14 protein-coding genes are annotated in these 15890 nt (G+C 62.9%); 5 read left to right on the top strand and 9 right to left on the bottom strand.

Going from position 1 to position 15890, the window contains the following annotated elements; genetic code table 11:
- Positions 1–26: 26 nt before the first annotated feature.
- Positions 27–1499: a M48 family metallopeptidase gene (locus TRP66_RS00825; protein WP_333399422.1), complete on the top strand. Its 1473-nt coding sequence runs from the start codon at positions 27–29 to the stop codon at positions 1497–1499.
- Positions 1499–2173, top strand: a complete 675-nt coding sequence (locus TRP66_RS00820) for a hypothetical protein (RefSeq protein WP_333399421.1) — start codon at positions 1499–1501, stop codon at positions 2171–2173. Before TRP66_RS00825 ends, TRP66_RS00820 begins: the two co-directional genes overlap by 1 nt.
- A gap of 156 nt (positions 2174–2329) precedes the next feature.
- Here the strand turns inward: TRP66_RS00820 and TRP66_RS00815 are convergent, their stop codons facing one another.
- On the bottom strand, positions 2330–2731 hold the full coding sequence (locus tag TRP66_RS00815; RefSeq protein ID WP_333399420.1) for a RidA family protein: 402 nt from the start codon (positions 2729–2731) through the stop codon (positions 2330–2332).
- Between the two features lie 136 nt (positions 2732–2867).
- Between TRP66_RS00815 and TRP66_RS00810 the strand changes: the two genes are divergently transcribed.
- A complete protein-coding gene (locus TRP66_RS00810; RefSeq protein WP_333399419.1) occupies positions 2868–3776 on the top strand; it encodes a LysR family transcriptional regulator in 909 nt (302 codons plus the stop codon).
- A gap of 110 nt (positions 3777–3886) precedes the next feature.
- On the opposite strand, the gene TRP66_RS00805 is transcribed toward TRP66_RS00810, so the two are convergent.
- The 8 genes from TRP66_RS00805 to TRP66_RS00770 form a co-directional block, all read right to left on the bottom strand.
- Positions 3887–4222, bottom strand: a complete 336-nt coding sequence (locus TRP66_RS00805) for a DUF3325 domain-containing protein (protein ID WP_333399418.1) — start codon at positions 4220–4222, stop codon at positions 3887–3889.
- Positions 4222–5799, bottom strand: coding sequence for a PepSY-associated TM helix domain-containing protein (locus TRP66_RS00800; protein ID WP_333399417.1), 1578 nt, complete (start codon positions 5797–5799; stop codon positions 4222–4224). Before TRP66_RS00800 ends, TRP66_RS00805 begins: the two co-directional genes overlap by 1 nt.
- Positions 5796–6083 carry a DUF3649 domain-containing protein gene (locus TRP66_RS00795; protein WP_333399416.1) on the bottom strand — a complete coding sequence of 96 codons (288 nt, stop codon included), beginning with the start codon at positions 6081–6083 and terminating at the stop codon, positions 5796–5798. Before TRP66_RS00795 ends, TRP66_RS00800 begins: the two co-directional genes overlap by 4 nt.
- Positions 6084–6140: 57 nt before the next feature.
- Positions 6141–8372, bottom strand: coding sequence for a FepA family TonB-dependent siderophore receptor (locus TRP66_RS00790; RefSeq protein ID WP_333399415.1), 2232 nt, complete (start codon positions 8370–8372; stop codon positions 6141–6143).
- Between the two features lie 162 nt (positions 8373–8534).
- The gene (locus TRP66_RS00785; RefSeq protein ID WP_333399414.1) at positions 8535–9872 is read right to left on the bottom strand and encodes a HAMP domain-containing sensor histidine kinase; all 1338 of its coding nucleotides are present in this window, start codon (positions 9870–9872) and stop codon (positions 8535–8537) included.
- Complete coding sequence (locus tag TRP66_RS00780; protein ID WP_333399413.1) at positions 9869–10603, bottom strand: response regulator transcription factor; 735 nt, start codon at positions 10601–10603, stop codon at positions 9869–9871. The genes TRP66_RS00785 and TRP66_RS00780 overlap by 4 nt, the downstream gene beginning before the upstream one ends.
- Before the next feature lie 80 nt (positions 10604–10683).
- A complete protein-coding gene (locus tag TRP66_RS00775) occupies positions 10684–13071 on the bottom strand; it encodes a TonB-dependent siderophore receptor (RefSeq protein WP_333399412.1) in 2388 nt (795 codons plus the stop codon).
- Between the two features lie 261 nt (positions 13072–13332).
- Positions 13333–14076 carry an SOS response-associated peptidase family protein gene (locus tag TRP66_RS00770; protein WP_333399411.1) on the bottom strand — a complete coding sequence of 248 codons (744 nt, stop codon included), beginning with the start codon at positions 14074–14076 and terminating at the stop codon, positions 13333–13335.
- 110 nt (positions 14077–14186) lie between these two features.
- Here TRP66_RS00770 and TRP66_RS00765 point away from each other — a divergent pair, with 110 nt between their 5' ends.
- Entirely contained in the window at positions 14187–14618 is a 432-nt protein-coding gene (locus TRP66_RS00765) for a LexA family protein (protein ID WP_333399410.1), read from the top strand.
- Positions 14605–15885, top strand: a complete 1281-nt coding sequence (locus TRP66_RS00760) for a Y-family DNA polymerase (protein WP_333399409.1) — start codon at positions 14605–14607, stop codon at positions 15883–15885. Before TRP66_RS00765 ends, TRP66_RS00760 begins: the two co-directional genes overlap by 14 nt.
- The last annotated feature ends 5 nt before the right edge of the window (positions 15886–15890 follow it).

Here is a 15890-nt window from a genome sequence, read left to right as displayed (position 1 = left end):
TTCGAGATATCCCGGAAAACCGATTCATGAAAACTTTCACTGCCAAGCTGCGTCTTCTGGCTGTGCTGTTCCTGCTGCCGCTGGGCCTGCTGCTCTGGAGCTCGTTCCAGGGCTGGCGGGTCGACTGGACCCTCTCGGAAAATGCGCTGAAGCATCGACTGGTCGAACAGATGCAGGCCGATCCGCAGAACCCTCCACCCATTCCGTCTTTCCTGAAGCCTGGGCGCGCGCCGGTCGAAGTACTGGTTTCGCGCTTCAAGCACGAGACCGGTCTGGTCGATGCCGATCGCTCCGGACTGCGCCTGCGCGCTTTCATTGCAGGCGTTGGTCAGTTGCTGGCGCTGTCGACCATCCTGTTGACCATCGGGACCTGGTTGACCTTGCGCTATGCCGGTCTGCGCGCCCGTGCCTCGCGGGACTACCTGCTTGAACAGCTGCCGCGCTGGTGGCAGCGGCTCGGCAAGCTCGCGCAATTGCAGACCTTGCTGATGACCCTGACCAGCGCCAGCATCGCTTTGTACGAAGCAAGCTGGATTCACAGCCACTGGGACAATGGCGGCGCCGTCATGATCCTGGTCAGCTTGCCGGCCTGGCTGTTGCTCAGCAGCGGCATTTATCTGCTGCGTCGGCTGCGTAGCCAGCTGGGCGCACTGCCGGAGCCGGGCCTGAATCTGCTGGGCCGCTCGCTGCCCGCCGCCCGGGCTGCCGAGCTGTGGCGCTGGGTCGGCGAGATATCCCGGCGGATCGGCGCGCCGATGCCCGATCATGTGGTAATGGGCGTCGATCAGGGATTTTTCGTTACGGAAGTACCGGTCACGCTGCAGCCCTCGGGTGAGCGGTTGACAGGGCGTACGCTCTACATGCCGCTGACGTATTGCTCGGTTCTCAGCCAGTCCGAGGCCGGCTCGATCATCGGCCACGAACTGGGGCACTTTGCCAATGCCGACACCGCGCGCGGCAGCCGCCTGGGGCCGTTCTGGGAACAGATGCGCCAGCGCCTGGCCGAGCTGGCCGAACACCACGCCGAGGACCCCAGCCGCCTGAACCTGCCGGTGCTCTGGCTGCACGGGCACTTCATGACCGTGTTCGACACCGCGTATTACCACTGGAGCCGTCGCCAGGAACTGGCCGCGGACAAGGTTGGCGCCCAGGTCAGCAGCGAGCAGGTGTTTGCCTCGGCCCTGCTGCGCGTCACCGCGCTGGGCGATCTGATCTGCGCGCAACTGGCCGGCCCGCATCAGGGCAATCTGGTCCGCGCGCTGACCGATTACCTGGAGCATCACCCGTTGCAGTTGGGCGAAGACCAGCTGGACCACACCCTGACTCACCCCTTCGACAGCCATCCGCCGACCGCTGCGCGTCTCGCCAGTCTGTCGGTGGCGCTGGACAAGGACCTGTTCGAGCGTGCCACCCGCACGCCGACGACTGAAGACCGCCACTGGTTCGGCGGCTTGCTCGCCACCCCCCAAGTTGCCCCACATCCGCAGGAGACATATTGATGACCACGGCTTCGTCCTTTGATCCGGCCGACCTCGCCGAAGGCCTTACCGCCGACTACAACCAGGCCAGCAGCAACCAGCTGGAGACGGAAATCGCCGAAGTCTGCGCGTTCATCAACAGCGCGCCCGAGGAAGTCGGCTTCACCAGCGGCCGCAACGTACGCATCTGGGCACCGCTGGGCGGCGCTTTCATGCTGTTGATCACCTGGATGATGGTGTCCAAGGGCGGGAGCACGGGCGCCGTGGTGTTCGGGCTGGTGATCGCTATGATCCTGCTTGCCGGTGGCTGGAGCCATCGCAACGCCGGCAAGGACGTGTTCATGCGTCTGAACCGCAAGTCGGTATGGGTTCACAACCTCTCGGCGCCGGTCAGCCTGCTGGATATCACCGAAATCTCGGTCAAGGATGACTGGATCATGAGCCTCAAGCTGGGCCTGCGTGAGGGCGCCGAGGTGCCGCGTCACAAGGCGCGCATCGCGTTCCTGCCGTCGCAGGGCGTCATTCAGCGTTTCCGCGGCACCCGGGTCGTGGTCACCAGCGCCGGCATGCGGGTCGATGAGAAGAAGCTGAGCGGTGAGGACATCGTCGCTTTGTTCGATCTATACATACAGGTCGCCCACGCCGAGCAGCACCTGCAGACCCTGTTGGCCCGCCAGGCGCGCCAGCGCGGTTGATTGGCTCACGCCACTGCCATTGAATGTCAGTGACCGGGCGCTGTAGGAGCCAGCTTGCTGGCGATAGAGGACGACGCGGTCTTCCCCTTCGCCAGCAAGACGGATCGCCGCCCGCTCCTGCAAGTCGTGACAAGCCTCAACCTCAAATCCGACCTGTCAACTGTCGCCCTCGGGCAACCTGGCGATGACCTTGATCTCGAAATCGAACCCGTACAGCCAGGTGACGCCGACCGCCGTTACGGTGGGATAGGGCGCTTCTCCCCAGTAATCCCGGGCCACCTCCCAAAGGGCTTCGAAGCGTTGCTCGGGGTCGACGATGAACAAAGTCACGTCCACCACGTCCTCGAAGCCGGCGCTCGCCTCGGCGAGGATTGCATTGAGATTGGTGAACGCCCGTCTTACCTGGGCTTCGATGCCCGGCTCCGGTGAGCCATCCTCACGGCTGCCGACCTGTCCCGACACGAACAGAAAACCGTTGGAGCGAATCGCCGGCGAGTACCGGTTGCGTTCATAGAGCGCCTGGCGTCCAGGCGGGAAAACGGCGTCGCGAATAGTCATGTGCTTCTCCGGGTCGTGAGGCCGGTCGGCCTCGTTCAGTGATGGAGTGACTGTAAGAGCTGGCGTCGGCGCGATAAACGCGCAAAGCTGTCCATCACTGTTTGAGAATCCCGAACAATCCAGCGCGGAAATCCCCATGGACCGATTCGATGCGATGCAGGCCTTTGTGCGCGTGGTGGAAGCGGGGAGCTTTACCAAAGCGGCGGAAACCCTGCACATGAGCAAGACCACCGTGACCCAGCTGGTGCAGCAGCTGGAGGCGCGCCTGCGGGTCAAACTGCTGCATCGCACGACCCGCCGGGTCAGGATCACCGCCGATGGCGCGGTGTTCTACGACCGGGCGGTACGTTTGCTGGGGGATCTGGACGACGCGGAAACCAGCCTGTCCGCCGCGGCTGTGGCGCCCAGGGGCAGATTGCGCGTGGATGTACCCAGCCCTTGGGCCAGCATGATCCTGGTGCCAGCGTTGCCGGATTTTCACGTGCGCTATCCGGATATCCGCATTGACCTGGGGGTCAGCGACCGGGTGGTCGATCTGATCGGCGAGAATGTCGACTGCGTGATACGCGGCGGCGTCATCACTGATCAGTCACTGGTCGCGCGACGGCTCGGCGAGCTGCGCCTCGGGGTCTACGCGGCGCCGGACTACCTGCGGCGCATGGGGGTGCCGGAGCACCCCAGAGAGCTGGAAGGCGAGGCCCATCACATCGTCGGTTTTCTCTGGGCGCGGACCGGCAGGGCGTTGCCCTATGCCATGCGCCGGGGTGAGGAAACCCTGAACATCCACGGACGGCACATTCTGGCGGTGGACGACGGCAACGCTTACCTGGCGGCCGGACTCGCGGGGCTGGGAGTGCTGTGGCTGCCGGACTACATGGCTGCTGCCCACGCGGCGCAAGGCCGGCTGGTGCCGCTGTTCGAGGACTGGCAGCTGGAAAGCATGCCCATGTTCGTGGCCTTTCCGCCCAACCGTCACATGAGCCTCAAGCTGCGGGTGTTTGTCGATTGGGTCATTGAATTGATGGCCGAGCATGTGCCGCATTGACATCTGAGTCGTGGCTGATCGCCAGCAAGCTGGCTCCTACACGGGGCCGTAGGAGCCAGCTTGCTGGCGATGCAAACGACGCGATCCACCTGAAAACCAGAGGACCTTGATCAGCGAACCAGCGCCAATATCCCCAGCACTAACCAGCCAACGCCGGCCATCGCCATCAGGGTGCGAATCGCATAGGTCGACCAGAACGCGAGCGCCAGCCCGGCCAGCGACAGCATGCCGAACCACCCCACCGGGCCCATCGCCCAGCCCCAGGCCGTCACGCAGGCAGCGAAGCTTGCAGCCAGCGCTAGCCAGCCCAGCGTTCGCAGCGCCTTGAGCAAAGCGACGCTGGGCTTGGCGTTCAACAACTGTTTGTAATGACGCTCCAGACCCAGACACAGCCCGAGCATGCCGCTGAAGGCCAGCAGCGCCGCGCTCAACAGAGGAAGACTCATCAGCTGGCCTCCGCGGTATTGCCGGCGGTGCGGCGGGTCGGGCGTGGCGTGGCCGGTTTGCCCAGCTTCCAGGTCAGCCACGCCAGCAGCGCGCCAATAAGCACCGCGCTGGCATGCAGGTAAAGCGGATCGCCACGATCGACGCCAAACATGTCCAGCAACGGCAAGGTCAGGCAGAGCAGGGCGGCCAGGCCGAACTGCTCGCGCCAGGCCGCCATCCGGGGCCTGATGATGGCGTGGGCAAGACTCGCCAGCCAGATCAGGAAGAACGCCTGCACTTCACGGCCCGCGCGGTGCGCCAGATCCGCCGGCAGCAGTCGGTTCGCCCACATGAAACCGACGCAGGCCAGCGGCAGGCCGGCGACCATCGCCACGTTGATCCGCTCCGCGGCGTGATAAAGCACAGCGGCGATCGGGCCTTCCGCATCCTGTCGGCGACGGCGCTTGACGGTGAACAGCACCACGCCGGTGGCGAGCATCGCGCAGCTGGCCAGTCCGCAGACGAAATACAGCCAGCGCATGGGGTAGCCGCCGAACTGCGCGAAATGCAGGCCCGACATCACTTTCTGGGTCAGGATGCTGGGCCGGCTCTCGGCGGGCGGCCGCACAACCTGGCCGCTCACCCCGTCGAACGTCATGCTCAGGCCCTTGGTCAGCTCGATGCGATTGCCCAGCACGGGCCGGGCTTCGATGCGTGCATCGCTGCGCCCGGGATTCTGGATCGACAGGCTCGCCACCGGCCCGATCTGCCGCTCCGCTTCGGCGAGCAGTGGGCCGAGCGCCGTCAGCGGCGCGGGCGTCGCGGCGTTGTCAGCGCCACGGCGTTGCCCGCCATGCTGCGCGCCGCGTTCAGGCTGCTGGGCGGCGGCCTGATGCTGCCCCGGCGCGCCACGGATGGCGCGGCTCGCGGCGTCTCGGTCGCCGTCGAACAGTGCGTCCATGGCGGCCGGCATGTAGATCAGATAGAAAATCACCAGCGCGGTGTACGCGATCATCAGGTGGAAGGGCAGCACCAGCACCGCAGTGGCGTTGTGCGCGTCCAGCCACGACCGCTGGCCCTTGGCCGGGCGGAAGGTGAAGAATTCCTTGAGGAACTTCTTGTGGATGACGATGCCGCTGATGATACCCACCAGCATCGCGATTGCGGCCAGCCCCGTGACCCAGATACCGAAGCTGCGCGGCAGATGGAGGGTGAAGTGAAAACGGAAGAAAAAGCTTCCGCCCGCAGTTTCGCGCACATCCAGCCTCTCGCCGCTCGACGGGTCCAGGTAGGTACCTCCGCCACGTCGCTGTTCGCCCGCCGATACGCTGAGGGCAGGCGAGCGCTCGGTAGGCAGGCCGATATTCCAGGCCTTGGCGTCAGCGTGATTGGCCTGTAGGTAAGCCAGCGCGGTTTGCGCCGCCTGAGCCTGGTCAAGGGTGTGGGCCGGGATTTCCGGACGCATCCAGCCGTCGATCTCCTTGTCGAAGACTGCCAGCGTGCCGGTCAGAAAAATCGCGAAGAGCAACCAGCCGAAAATCAGCCCGCTCCAGGTGTGCAGCCAGGACAGCGATTGGGTGATGGTCTTGTGCTTCATCCCAGACGCTCCATCCATTGCGGCCAGAAGCCGATGATGCTCAAAGGCACCGCCAGCGCCATGCCGACCCAAGCGCGAGTGGCGCTACGACAGATGAACGCCCATAAGATCGCCAGCGTGTAGACCAGAAACGACGCCAGGCTGGCCGTCACCAGTGCGTCGACTCTGTCCAACGGCAGCAGCCGGGCCAGCGCCGCCGTGAAGGCATACGTAAAGCAGTAGCCGCCCAGGAGGGCGGCGCAGATTCGGGAGACCATCGGCCAGACGCCGGATCCTGTGTTCATGTCTGTCATCCAGTGACGACCCCTGAAAAAGCCCGGCGCAAAGGCCGGGCATCGGGATCAGAATGAGGTGGTAATGGAGGCATAGATGGAGCGCCCCGGTTCATTGTACGTGGCCGCGCCGGCGCTGGTGCCCGCGCCTTCGCGGTACACGCGTTTGTCGAACAGGTTGTTGATGCCCGCGCCGAACGACAGATTGTCGTTGACCTTGTAGGTCCCGCCGACTCCCCATACGTGGTAGGGATCGAGCGTGCGCAATTCGTTGGCGGCGGTCACCGGCGCATCGCGCAGCGGGTTGACCTGGCGCGGTTCCTGTTTGCCGTAGTAAGTGCCAGTCAGGCTCAGGGACAGCGCTTCGTCGACCTGCCAGTCGAGCATGGTGTTGACGGTGTACTCGGGCGTGACCGACAACGGGTTGCCGTCGCCGTCTTCGCTTTCTTCCATATAGGTGAAGTTGGTGTTCCAGCTCAGGGTCTCGCCGTTATCGCCCAGAAGGGGCACGCCCAGGTTGCCTTCCCAACCCTTGACCACCGCATCCTTGGCGTTGTCCCACTGCAAGATCGCTTCGTTGATCGAGGTGCGACCGACCAGATCGTTGGACGACACGATCTTGTTTTCGTAGTCGTTGCGGAAATAGGTGATCCCCGCGCTCCAGCCGTCGCGAGCGAAACTGATGCCCAGCTCCTTGTTGATGCTGATTTCCGGATCGAGGTTCTCGTTGCCCAGCACGTAGCAGCCGCTGGAACTCAGGCTCGGCGCGCAGCCGTTGCCGTTGCTGCGGTACAGGTAATTGGGGTTGGACTGGTACAGGTTCGGTGCCTTGAAGGCGCGGGCGATGCCACCCTTGAGGGTGATGTCGTCGGTCAGCTTGTAGGAGCTATTGAGGCTCGGGCTCCAGTTGGCGCCGAACTGGTCATGGTGATCCAGGCGCAGGCCCGGCGTCAGGTACCACTTGGGCGTCAGCTCGATGTTGTCTTCGAGAAACACCGCCATGATGGTCGCGTCCATGTCGGTGGCGCGCGAGCCTGCGGCCGAGTTGGGCAGGCTGCTGCCGATGGCGCGGTCCATGGTGCTGGGGTCGTCCAGCTCCTGACGGTTCCATTCCGCGCCCAGGCTCAGCGTCTGCGGCGCGAGGATCTCCAGCGGGATATCCAGCTGGCCTTGCAGCAGGTAACTGTCGTAGGTGCTGGTGCTCTTGTCGGCGGCGGCGCTGATATCGCCGTCCACCGAACCGGTCTGGCCCTCCAGCAAGCGGTTGTTGCGGGTCTTTTCGTACTGGGCCAGCAGGCGCGAAGTGCCGAATTCCCAGTCGCCGCGGTGGATGACGGAGAAGTTCTGGCGATACATGGTGTTGGTTTCACGACCCAGCCAGCGGTTGATGACGCTGTCTGGCACCAGAGAATCGGTGGCGCCGGTGCCCACGTCGCCGGCGTAGATATTGCCCTGGCGGCTGTAGCCGGTTTCGAAGTCGAGGGTCTGCTGCGGGTCGAGGGCCCAGCTCAGCAGCGCATTGATGTCCTTGTTGCGCACGCCCTCACGGCCTGCCGCCAGCGATGCGCCCGATGCGGTGTGGTCCTGGTTGATGTCGGCGTCGTCGGCGTCGGTCTTGTTGAGGTTGCCGTAGACCCGGAACGTCAGCGCGTCGGTCAATGGGCCGGACAGACTGAAAGTGGTGCGCTTGGTCACACCCTCGGCGTCGTCCTCGGGCATGTTGGTGTAGGCAGTGACGGAGCCGGACAGTTTGTCGGTCGGACGTTTGGTGATGATGTTGACTACACCGCCCATGGAACCGGAACCGTAGCGAGCCGCTGCCGGGCCGCGCAGCACTTCGATGCTGTCCACTTCGCTGGCCGGCACCCAGTTGCTGTCGCCGCGGGTGTCGCGCTCGCCGGAGCGGGTGTAACGCACCGAGTTACGCGAGGTGACCGGCTTGCCATCGATCAGGATCAGGGTGTTTTCCGGGCCCATGCCGCGCAGGTCGATCTGGCGATTGTTGCCACGGGTGCCGCTGGCGCTGTTGCCGGTCAGGTTGACGCCGGGCATCTTGCGCACGATGTCGGAAATATCGTTGACCGGCGGGCGTTTCTTGATGTCTTCGGCGGTGATCAGCGAGACGCCCGATGCCTGTTTCAGCTCTTGTTCGGCGGTGGCCACCACGTGGGTATCGGACAGCTCCAGCGCGTTTTCCTCAGGCTGGACGCCCTGAACGTCGACGGTCTGCGCCAGCGCGAACGACGGGCAGGCGGCCACGACGGCCATGAAAAGGTGGCTGAGCTTGAATTGCGGTTGCATCTACGACACTCCTGTTGCCTGGACACACGGCTTGAACACTTCGATGAAATCAGGGGAGCAAGGCGAGGGCGTCTCGCTGCCAGCCGGTCTCTCGGCCCATCCGACTCCCTGGATGGCAAAGATGGTAGTCATTCTCAAATGGGAGTAAATATATTTTACATTTTATACACTTCGCAGCCGAAGGTGCACGCGCAGCCCTGGGCCGGCGTTCTCCGCCCAGATATCGCCGTCCAGCGAACGCACCACGCTGCGAGCGATCGACAGTCCCAACCCGAAGCCTTCGCCACCCGGGCGCGGCGCTTGAAGCCGTGTGAACGGCTGGAAAATCCGTTCCAGCTCGCCGGGCTCGACGCCGGGGCCCTGGTCCTGGACCCACAAGTGCCAGAAGTCTCCTTCGCGTCGACCGCTCAGTCGCACGCTGCCATCGGGCGGGGAGTAGCGAATCGCATTGCGCAGGACGTTCTCCAGCACTTGCGCCAAGCCGTTGAGATTGCCCAGTACCGCGCAGTCGACCGGCAGGTCGCATGGCAGACGCTCCAGCGGCCAGCCGGTTTCGAAACAGGCGTCTTCGCGCAGCAGCTCCCAAAGCTCGCCAACAAGCATCGGCTCGGCCGGCAGCGCAGGGCGCTCAGTGTCCAGCCAGACCAGTTCCAGGGTGTCGTTGATCAGCCGTTCCATGCTCTGCACTTCGCGTTCCTGACGCTGGCGCAGCGCGTCGATGTCCAGCTCCCGCTCGCCGGCGACCCGCAATCGGCTCAGCGGCGTGCGCAATTCGTGGGAGAGGGCGCGCAACAGTTGGCGCTGGAACACGACCGTGTCTTCGACCCGGTCGGCCATGTGGTTCAGCGCCCGGGCCAGCTCGCCCAACTCGTCCCGGCGACCGGCGATGTCCGGCCCCACCCGCGCCGCAAGGTTGCCGGTTCCCAGCGCATTGGCCTGACTGCGCAGAATGGCGATCGGCGAGATCAGTGCTCGGTACAGCAACACCGCCAGCAAAAGCGCGAGACTGGCCGGCAGCACGCGTTGCAACAGCGTTTCCCAGAGTTTCTGGTGCTGGCGCGGATGGAAGCGTCGCGGCAAATCCATCACCAATCGAGCTTGCGTATCGCGGAAAGGAACGTAGAACGTCGGCCAGCCGCTCGGGCGACCGATCAGCCAGTCGAGCCGACGCACGAAGTTGAGTTTTTCCCGCTCCTCGTCGGTCAGCGCGGTCGAGCCCAGCGACTTGTTGCGTTCGTCGACCACTGCCGCCCAGACCTGCTCGCGTTCGCGCAGATTCGCCAGAAAGCGGTCGATGCCCCGGGTGCCGTCGGTTTTCCAGGCCTGTTCGGCCTGGGTGGCAAACTCCGAAAGCCCGCGCCTGGCCGGTTCGCCCAGCCGGGCGGTGGCATCGTGCAGCCGTTTGTTCAGATCGACCTGCAGGCTGACAACCAGCAGGCACAGCACGGCCAGCACAGCGATCAGCTTCCAGAGCAGCGAGTGTCGACCGGGCACTGTCATGGGACCGGACGCGTCAGCACATAGCCCGCGCCACGTACGGTTTCGATCCGCGCGCCGTTGAAACCGACGGCCTGGAGTTTACGGCGGATACGGCTGACATGCATATCCAGGCTGCGATCATGTTGGGAATAGGCACGGTGCATGGCTTGCTGATACAGGAACGCCTTGCTCATGACCTCGCCCGTGTGATCGAGCAGCACATCCAGAATCCGATACTCGGTAGTGCTCAGGTCGGCCCAGCTTCCATCATGGGATACGTCGCAACGCTGCGTGTCTCTTTGCAGGCGGTCGGCGGGGTGCTGCGCGGACGCTATCCTGAGTAGCCGGCTCGACTCCTGCTCGTAGGCAACGCGCCTGAGCACGGCATCGATGCGCACATCCATTTCCAGCATGCTGAACGGCTTGGGCAAATAATCGTCCGCGCCCTGGCTGAAGCCGACGATGCGGTCCTGTTCCGCGCCCAGCGCCGACATCAGGATCACCGGCACGCGTTGATGCTCGCGTAACCGGGCAAGTAGATCCAGGCCGCTGGTGCCCGGCAGAGTTATGTCCATCAGAACCAGGTCGAACGCCTGGGAATGAATCAGGTCGAGGAAATGTTCTCCGTCGTGGCGCAGGGTGACGGCGAAACCGCGCTGTTGAAGATGGCGGGCAAGATGTTCAGCCAGCAGTGAATCATCCTCGATAGCGAGAATGCGCGACTCGGTCCGTGAGCAGAGGGTGGCAGACATAAGATTCCAACCAGTGATGCTGCAACGCCCGGATCGAACGATCCGGGCGTTGCGTCATATTCAGCGAAAAGCGGCTGACCTTACAGGGACCACTTCAGGGTGAACATCAGGTTGCGCGGATCACCGTACTGGCCGGCACCGCTGGCGTTCGGGATGCCCTGCCAGTAGCGGGTATTGAACAGGTTGTTGACGTTGACGCGGCCATCCCAGTGCTCGTCGAAGCGGTAGCCTGCCATCAAGCCGACGATGCCGTAGGCGTCCTGATCCGATGTTCCATTGCCAACGCGCTCAAACGTTTTGCTTTGTGCGAATACGTCTGCCCCCACGCGCCATTTATTCAAGTCGCCCTGAAGATCGTAGCTGGTTGCGGCCTTGAACAAGTGCTTGGGTTGATCGGGAGCAAACAGTTTGCCTTCGTTGGTCTCGTCTTCGTCTTTCACATACTGGCTCAGCACATACGTATAAGAGGCCGAGAACTGCCAGTTCGGCGTCAGCGCGCCGCTGAGCTCGGCATCGATCCCGCGACTGCGAACCTCGCCTGCGGCCGCGTAGCACTTGTTGCTTTGGAACGACGGGCAAGAGGTACTCTGATTTGCCAGTTCATAGGCGCGGTCCTTTTGCTCCATATCGAACAGCGCCACAGATGCATTGAGTGCACCGTCGAAGTACTCGCCTTTCAAGCCTATTTCATAATTCTTGCCGGTCATTGGAGGCAGAGCGCCACCGCCTGCCGTTACTTCCGTCTGAGGCTTGAATATCTCCGTGTAGCTGGCGTACACCGAGTAGGTCTCGTTGAGATCATAAATGACGCCGGCATACGGTGTGACTTCCCGGGTAACGCTGTAGTCGGTATCCCCGGAGCGATCATTGAAGTCATACCAGGTAACCCGGCTGCCGATAATGATTTTCAACGGGTCGATCGGGTTGAAGCGGGCGACTGCGTAAGCGCCTTTTTCGGTGGCGGTATTGCGCAACTCATACAGGCTGGTGTCGACGGTTGGCTTGGCCGTCAGGTTGTGGTTGGGGTTGTAGATATCGATTGGCGTCCCGTCGGTCCAGCCGCCCCATTGATCGAACTTCTCCTGGCGATGGCTCAGGCCAACGGCCAGCTCGTGCTCGCGACCGAACAGCTGAAACGGGCCGGACAGGGAGGCATCGAAGTTGGTCTGCTCGTCATCGTCGCGATATTTGCCCGCGTATTGCTGGAAGCCCAGGCCATCGTAGTTGCCAAGGTAGGTAGAGAAGGTATCCGCCTTGGCCCAAATCTTGGCCGCGGCCACCTTGCCGGTCCAGCCGTTGTCGAAGCGATGGGTCAAGTCGGTGAACAGGCTGTAGTTGTCCTTGTTCCAGTACGACCAGTCATTGCTCATGAAGCTGGAACGCTTGAGGTGCAGGTCTTCACCATTGGGGCCGCTGGGCAGGCCGCCCCAGTCCGAGGTGTTGTCGTCGCGCTGTTTCGAGGCGCCGATGGTCCAGGTGGTGGCGTCGTTCAGATCCGCTTCGATGATGCCGTAAAAGGTCTGGCGCTGGTTTTCCCGCACGTCGACGAAACTGTGGTCGTCCTGATAGGCGGCGACCATTCGACCGCGGACAGTGCCCGAATCGTTGAGCTTGTTGGACGCGTCGATCTCGGTACGGTAGCGATCCCAGCTGCCCGCGCTGTTGGTAATGGTGACCTGTGGCGTCGCGGTCGGACGCTTGCGGACCAGGTTCAAAGTAGCGGCGGGGCTGCCGGCGCCGGTCATCAGGCCGGTCGCGCCGCGCACCACTTCAACCCGGTCGTAGATGCTCAGGTCGGCGCTGGAAATCACGTCCTGGGTGAAGGTGCTGATACTGGTCGGCAAGCCATCGTACATGATGTTGTCGATCTTGAAGCCGCGCGACAGGAACTCCTGCCGGTCTGACGCGGTTTTGTGCAGTGTGACGCCCGGCGCATATTTGACCACGTCGTTGAGGTCGTTCATGCCCTGGTCTTCCATCCGCTGGCGGGTGATGACGCTGACCGACTGCGGAGTTTCGCGAATGGACAACGGCAGCTTGGTCGCGGTGTTCATCGAACCCGTGGTGTACGAGCGGGTGCCCTCGGTCGTCGCGACGCCTGCAATGCCTGCGTCGGCGTTGATGTTCACGCCGTCCAGAGCGATCGCCCCCGTGGCGGCCGGCGCAGACTGTGCTACCTGAACGACACGGGCGGTATTGCCGTTGACAGTCGCCGTAAGACCGCTACCGGCGAGCAATTGGGCCAGCGCCTGCGACGGCTCAAGATTGCCGCGGACCGTTGGCGCTTGCTTGCCGGTCACCTGCCGGGAGTCGAAGACGACCTGCATGCCACTGGTTTGCCCCAGTTGGGCCAGAGAAGTGGCCAGCGGTTGAGCCGGCAAGTCGATGCGCACCGGGGCGGCAAAGGTGGACGTAGACAGCCCAAGCGCAATCGCAGTGGCCAGAGCAGGCAGGACGGGACGCAGCATCTTCGGGTTCCTTGGAATCGGATAAGAGCCCGCGCCGAAATCGGAAGAATCGCGCGGACGAGTAGGAAACGGACTACACGGCTGCGGATGCTAACAAAATTTTCACAAAATAGTTAATGGTAATTGTTCGTATTAATTATCTTTTTTACTTTACGTTACAGAATGCCCGCACGAAAGGATCGCGAAGCTGTCCGCGTGCCCGTAGGAGCGGATTTATCCGCGATTCGGCACGATCGCGGATAAATCCGCTCCTACAGGCTTTCAAGCGCCGTCCGGGTCCAACCGACCCAAGATGCCTGGATTAGCCTGTGGTTCCGATTCAACCGGCAGGATCAACGACCTGCCCTGATTCTTCACGTTGCCGACCTCTTTGCCTACCGCGTGCCATTGGAAGTCCTCCACCGGCCGGCACGCATCGCGGGCGATCTGCTCCGCGCGTTCGGCGGGCAAGTCCGGATCGATCCATTCCCTGGCCATTTCCGGGGTCAGCACCACTGGCCGCCGGTCGTGGATGTCCAGCATCCCGGCATCGCTCGCTGCGGTGATCACCACGAAGCCGTCGCCGTCATGGGGCTCGAATCCCGGGCGAACCTGGGCGAGGGCGGCGAAGAACATTGGCTCGCCGCTCTTGAGGTGGATGTAGTACGGCCGCTTGCGTTTGGCGTCGCCCGGATCGGCCACCCATTCGAACCAGCCGTTGGCCGGTGCCAACGCGCGACCATGGGGCCAGAGTTCCTTGAAGAATTTGCCAGTGGTGACGGTTTCGACCCGCGCGTTGATCGGTGCCGGGCGCTTGCCGGTGGCCCAGAACGGTGCCCAGCCCCAGCGCACCTTGTCGATGCTCAAGCCTTCGGCCGCGGGCCGGATGATCTCGACGCGAGTGGTGGGCGCGACGTTGTAGCGCTCGATCGGCCATTCATCGTAGCCGTTGATGATCAGCTGCTGTGGCGCCAGCGTCTTGAGGTAATGATCCATGGGTTCATAGATCGAATAACGTCCGCACATGATGTCACCTGTGATGTCACTCGTCGAAATTTCCTACATGCAACATTGACCGCGGACGAGCTGCAGAGTTAACTGTATATACGTACAGTCATTCTAATAAGGCTCACACCATGAGTGTTAATTTCCTCGGACCTCTGTTGCCGGGCGGCGTCAAGCTCCCGTATTTTTCCTCGCTGGTTTCCGCGGGCTTTCCGTCGCCCGCTGCGGATCACATCGAAAAACATGTCTCGTTCGACGAGATGTTCGATATCCGTGCCCCGCATACCTATTTGGTAAAAGTCGAGGGCGACAGCATGGAAAGGGCCGGCATCTACAACGGGGATCTGGTGGTGGTGGACCGCAGCCTGTACGCCGAGCACGGCGACATCGTGGTCGCTTCGCTCAACAGCGAACCGGTCTGCAAGCGCCTGTACATGCGCGGGCAGACGGTCATCCTGCAATCTGAAAACAAGCATTACCCGCAAAGGCATGTGACTGAGTCAGACGACCTGATGATCTGGGGCGTAGTGAAATTCAGCGTGCGCCAACATGGCGGGGCGTGATCCGGTCTTCGCGCTGATCGATTGCAATTGCTTCTACGCCAGTTGCGAGCGGGTCTTCCGCCCGGACCTGGCGAGGAAGCCGATTGTGGTCCTGAGCAACAACGACGGCTGTGTGATTGCCCGCAGCTACGACGCCAAGCCGTTCGCGAAAATGGGCGCGCCGTATTTTCAGGTCAAAGAAGCGCTGCGCCGTGCCGGCGTGGAAGTGTTCAGCAGCAACTATGCGCTGTACGGCGACATGAGCGCGCGGGTCATGGGGATCATCGAGTCCAGGGTTCCGGCCGTCGAGGTCTACAGCATCGACGAGGCCTTTGCCGACCTCACCGGCATGCCGGGTGACCTGACCGAGTTCGGTCGCCAGTTGCGCCATGACATCATCAAGCGCACCAGCATCCCGGTAGGGATCGGCATCGCGCCGACCAAGACCCTGGCCAAGCTGGCCAATCACGTCGCCAAGCACTTGATCGAGGTGACCGGAGGCGTGGCTGATATTCGCGATCCGTTCAAGCGCGACTGGGTGCTGCGCAACATGGATGTGTCCGTGGTCTGGGGCATCGGCAAGAAAATGGCCGCGCACCTCAAGGCGATGGACATTCACAAGGCCATGGACCTGGCAAAAGCCGACCCCCGCACACTGCGCGAGCGATTCAGCGTGGTGGTCGAAAAAACCGCCCGTGAGCTGGGCGGCACTTCGTGTCTGGAGCTGAGCGAAGCTTATCCGCCAAAGAAGGAAATCTGCTGCAGCCGCATGTTCGGCGAACGGCAGACGCGCCTGGAACCGATTCGCGAAGCCGTCGCGACCTACACCCAGCGAGCCGCGGAAAAGCTTCGCGAGCAGGACTCGTTGTGCAAGAAACTGCGGGTCAGCATTCGCACCGGGATGTTCAACCCTGATGAAGCGCGTTACGCCAACGGTGCGCTGGTGGAGCTGCCTTACCCGTCCAATGACGTGCGGCTGCTGACCAAGGCAGCCGTCGCGGCAGTCAATCGCCTGTTCCGCTCCGGCTTTCATTACAGCAAGGCCGAGGTGCTGTTGCTCGATCTGTGCCGTGCCGGCGAGTACACCGAAGACCTGTTCACCGCTTCGCAACCCGATTCGGCGGACAGGATCATGGACGTCCTCGATCAGATCAACGCCCGCTGGGGCAGGGGCACGCTGCGCGCGGCCAGCGTGCCCGCCGATCCGCACTGGGCGATGCGCCGCAACCTGATGAGCCAGAGTTATACGACGCGGCTGGATCAGCTGTGGGTGGCAAGAGCGGACTGAGCTGG

It is taken from the genome of Pseudomonas sp. JDS28PS106 (assembly GCF_036706555.1).
Classification (GTDB): Bacteria; Pseudomonadota; Gammaproteobacteria; order Pseudomonadales; family Pseudomonadaceae; genus Aquipseudomonas.
This window is presented reverse-complemented; position numbering and strand designations above follow the sequence as displayed.

Coding starts and splice junctions, on each gene's coding strand:
- TRP66_RS00825 (WP_333399422.1), top strand. CDS start 27: ATGAAAACTTTCACTGCCAAGCTGCGTCTTCTGGCTGTGCTGTTCCTG.
- TRP66_RS00820 (WP_333399421.1), top strand. CDS start 1,499: ATGACCACGGCTTCGTCCTTTGATCCGGCCGACCTCGCCGAAGGCCTT.
- TRP66_RS00815 (WP_333399420.1), bottom strand. CDS start 2,731: ATGACTATTCGCGACGCCGTTTTCCCGCCTGGACGCCAGGCGCTCTAT.
- TRP66_RS00810 (WP_333399419.1), top strand. CDS start 2,868: ATGGACCGATTCGATGCGATGCAGGCCTTTGTGCGCGTGGTGGAAGCG.
- TRP66_RS00805 (WP_333399418.1), bottom strand. CDS start 4,222: ATGAGTCTTCCTCTGTTGAGCGCGGCGCTGCTGGCCTTCAGCGGCATG.
- TRP66_RS00800 (WP_333399417.1), bottom strand. CDS start 5,799: ATGAAGCACAAGACCATCACCCAATCGCTGTCCTGGCTGCACACCTGG.
- TRP66_RS00795 (WP_333399416.1), bottom strand. CDS start 6,083: ATGAACACAGGATCCGGCGTCTGGCCGATGGTCTCCCGAATCTGCGCC.
- TRP66_RS00790 (WP_333399415.1), bottom strand. CDS start 8,372: ATGCAACCGCAATTCAAGCTCAGCCACCTTTTCATGGCCGTCGTGGCC.
- TRP66_RS00785 (WP_333399414.1), bottom strand. CDS start 9,872: ATGACAGTGCCCGGTCGACACTCGCTGCTCTGGAAGCTGATCGCTGTG.
- TRP66_RS00780 (WP_333399413.1), bottom strand. CDS start 10,603: ATGTCTGCCACCCTCTGCTCACGGACCGAGTCGCGCATTCTCGCTATC.
- TRP66_RS00775 (WP_333399412.1), bottom strand. CDS start 13,071: ATGCTGCGTCCCGTCCTGCCTGCTCTGGCCACTGCGATTGCGCTTGGG.
- TRP66_RS00770 (WP_333399411.1), bottom strand. CDS start 14,076: ATGTGCGGACGTTATTCGATCTATGAACCCATGGATCATTACCTCAAG.
- TRP66_RS00765 (WP_333399410.1), top strand. CDS start 14,187: ATGAGTGTTAATTTCCTCGGACCTCTGTTGCCGGGCGGCGTCAAGCTC.
- TRP66_RS00760 (WP_333399409.1), top strand. CDS start 14,605: ATGGCGGGGCGTGATCCGGTCTTCGCGCTGATCGATTGCAATTGCTTC.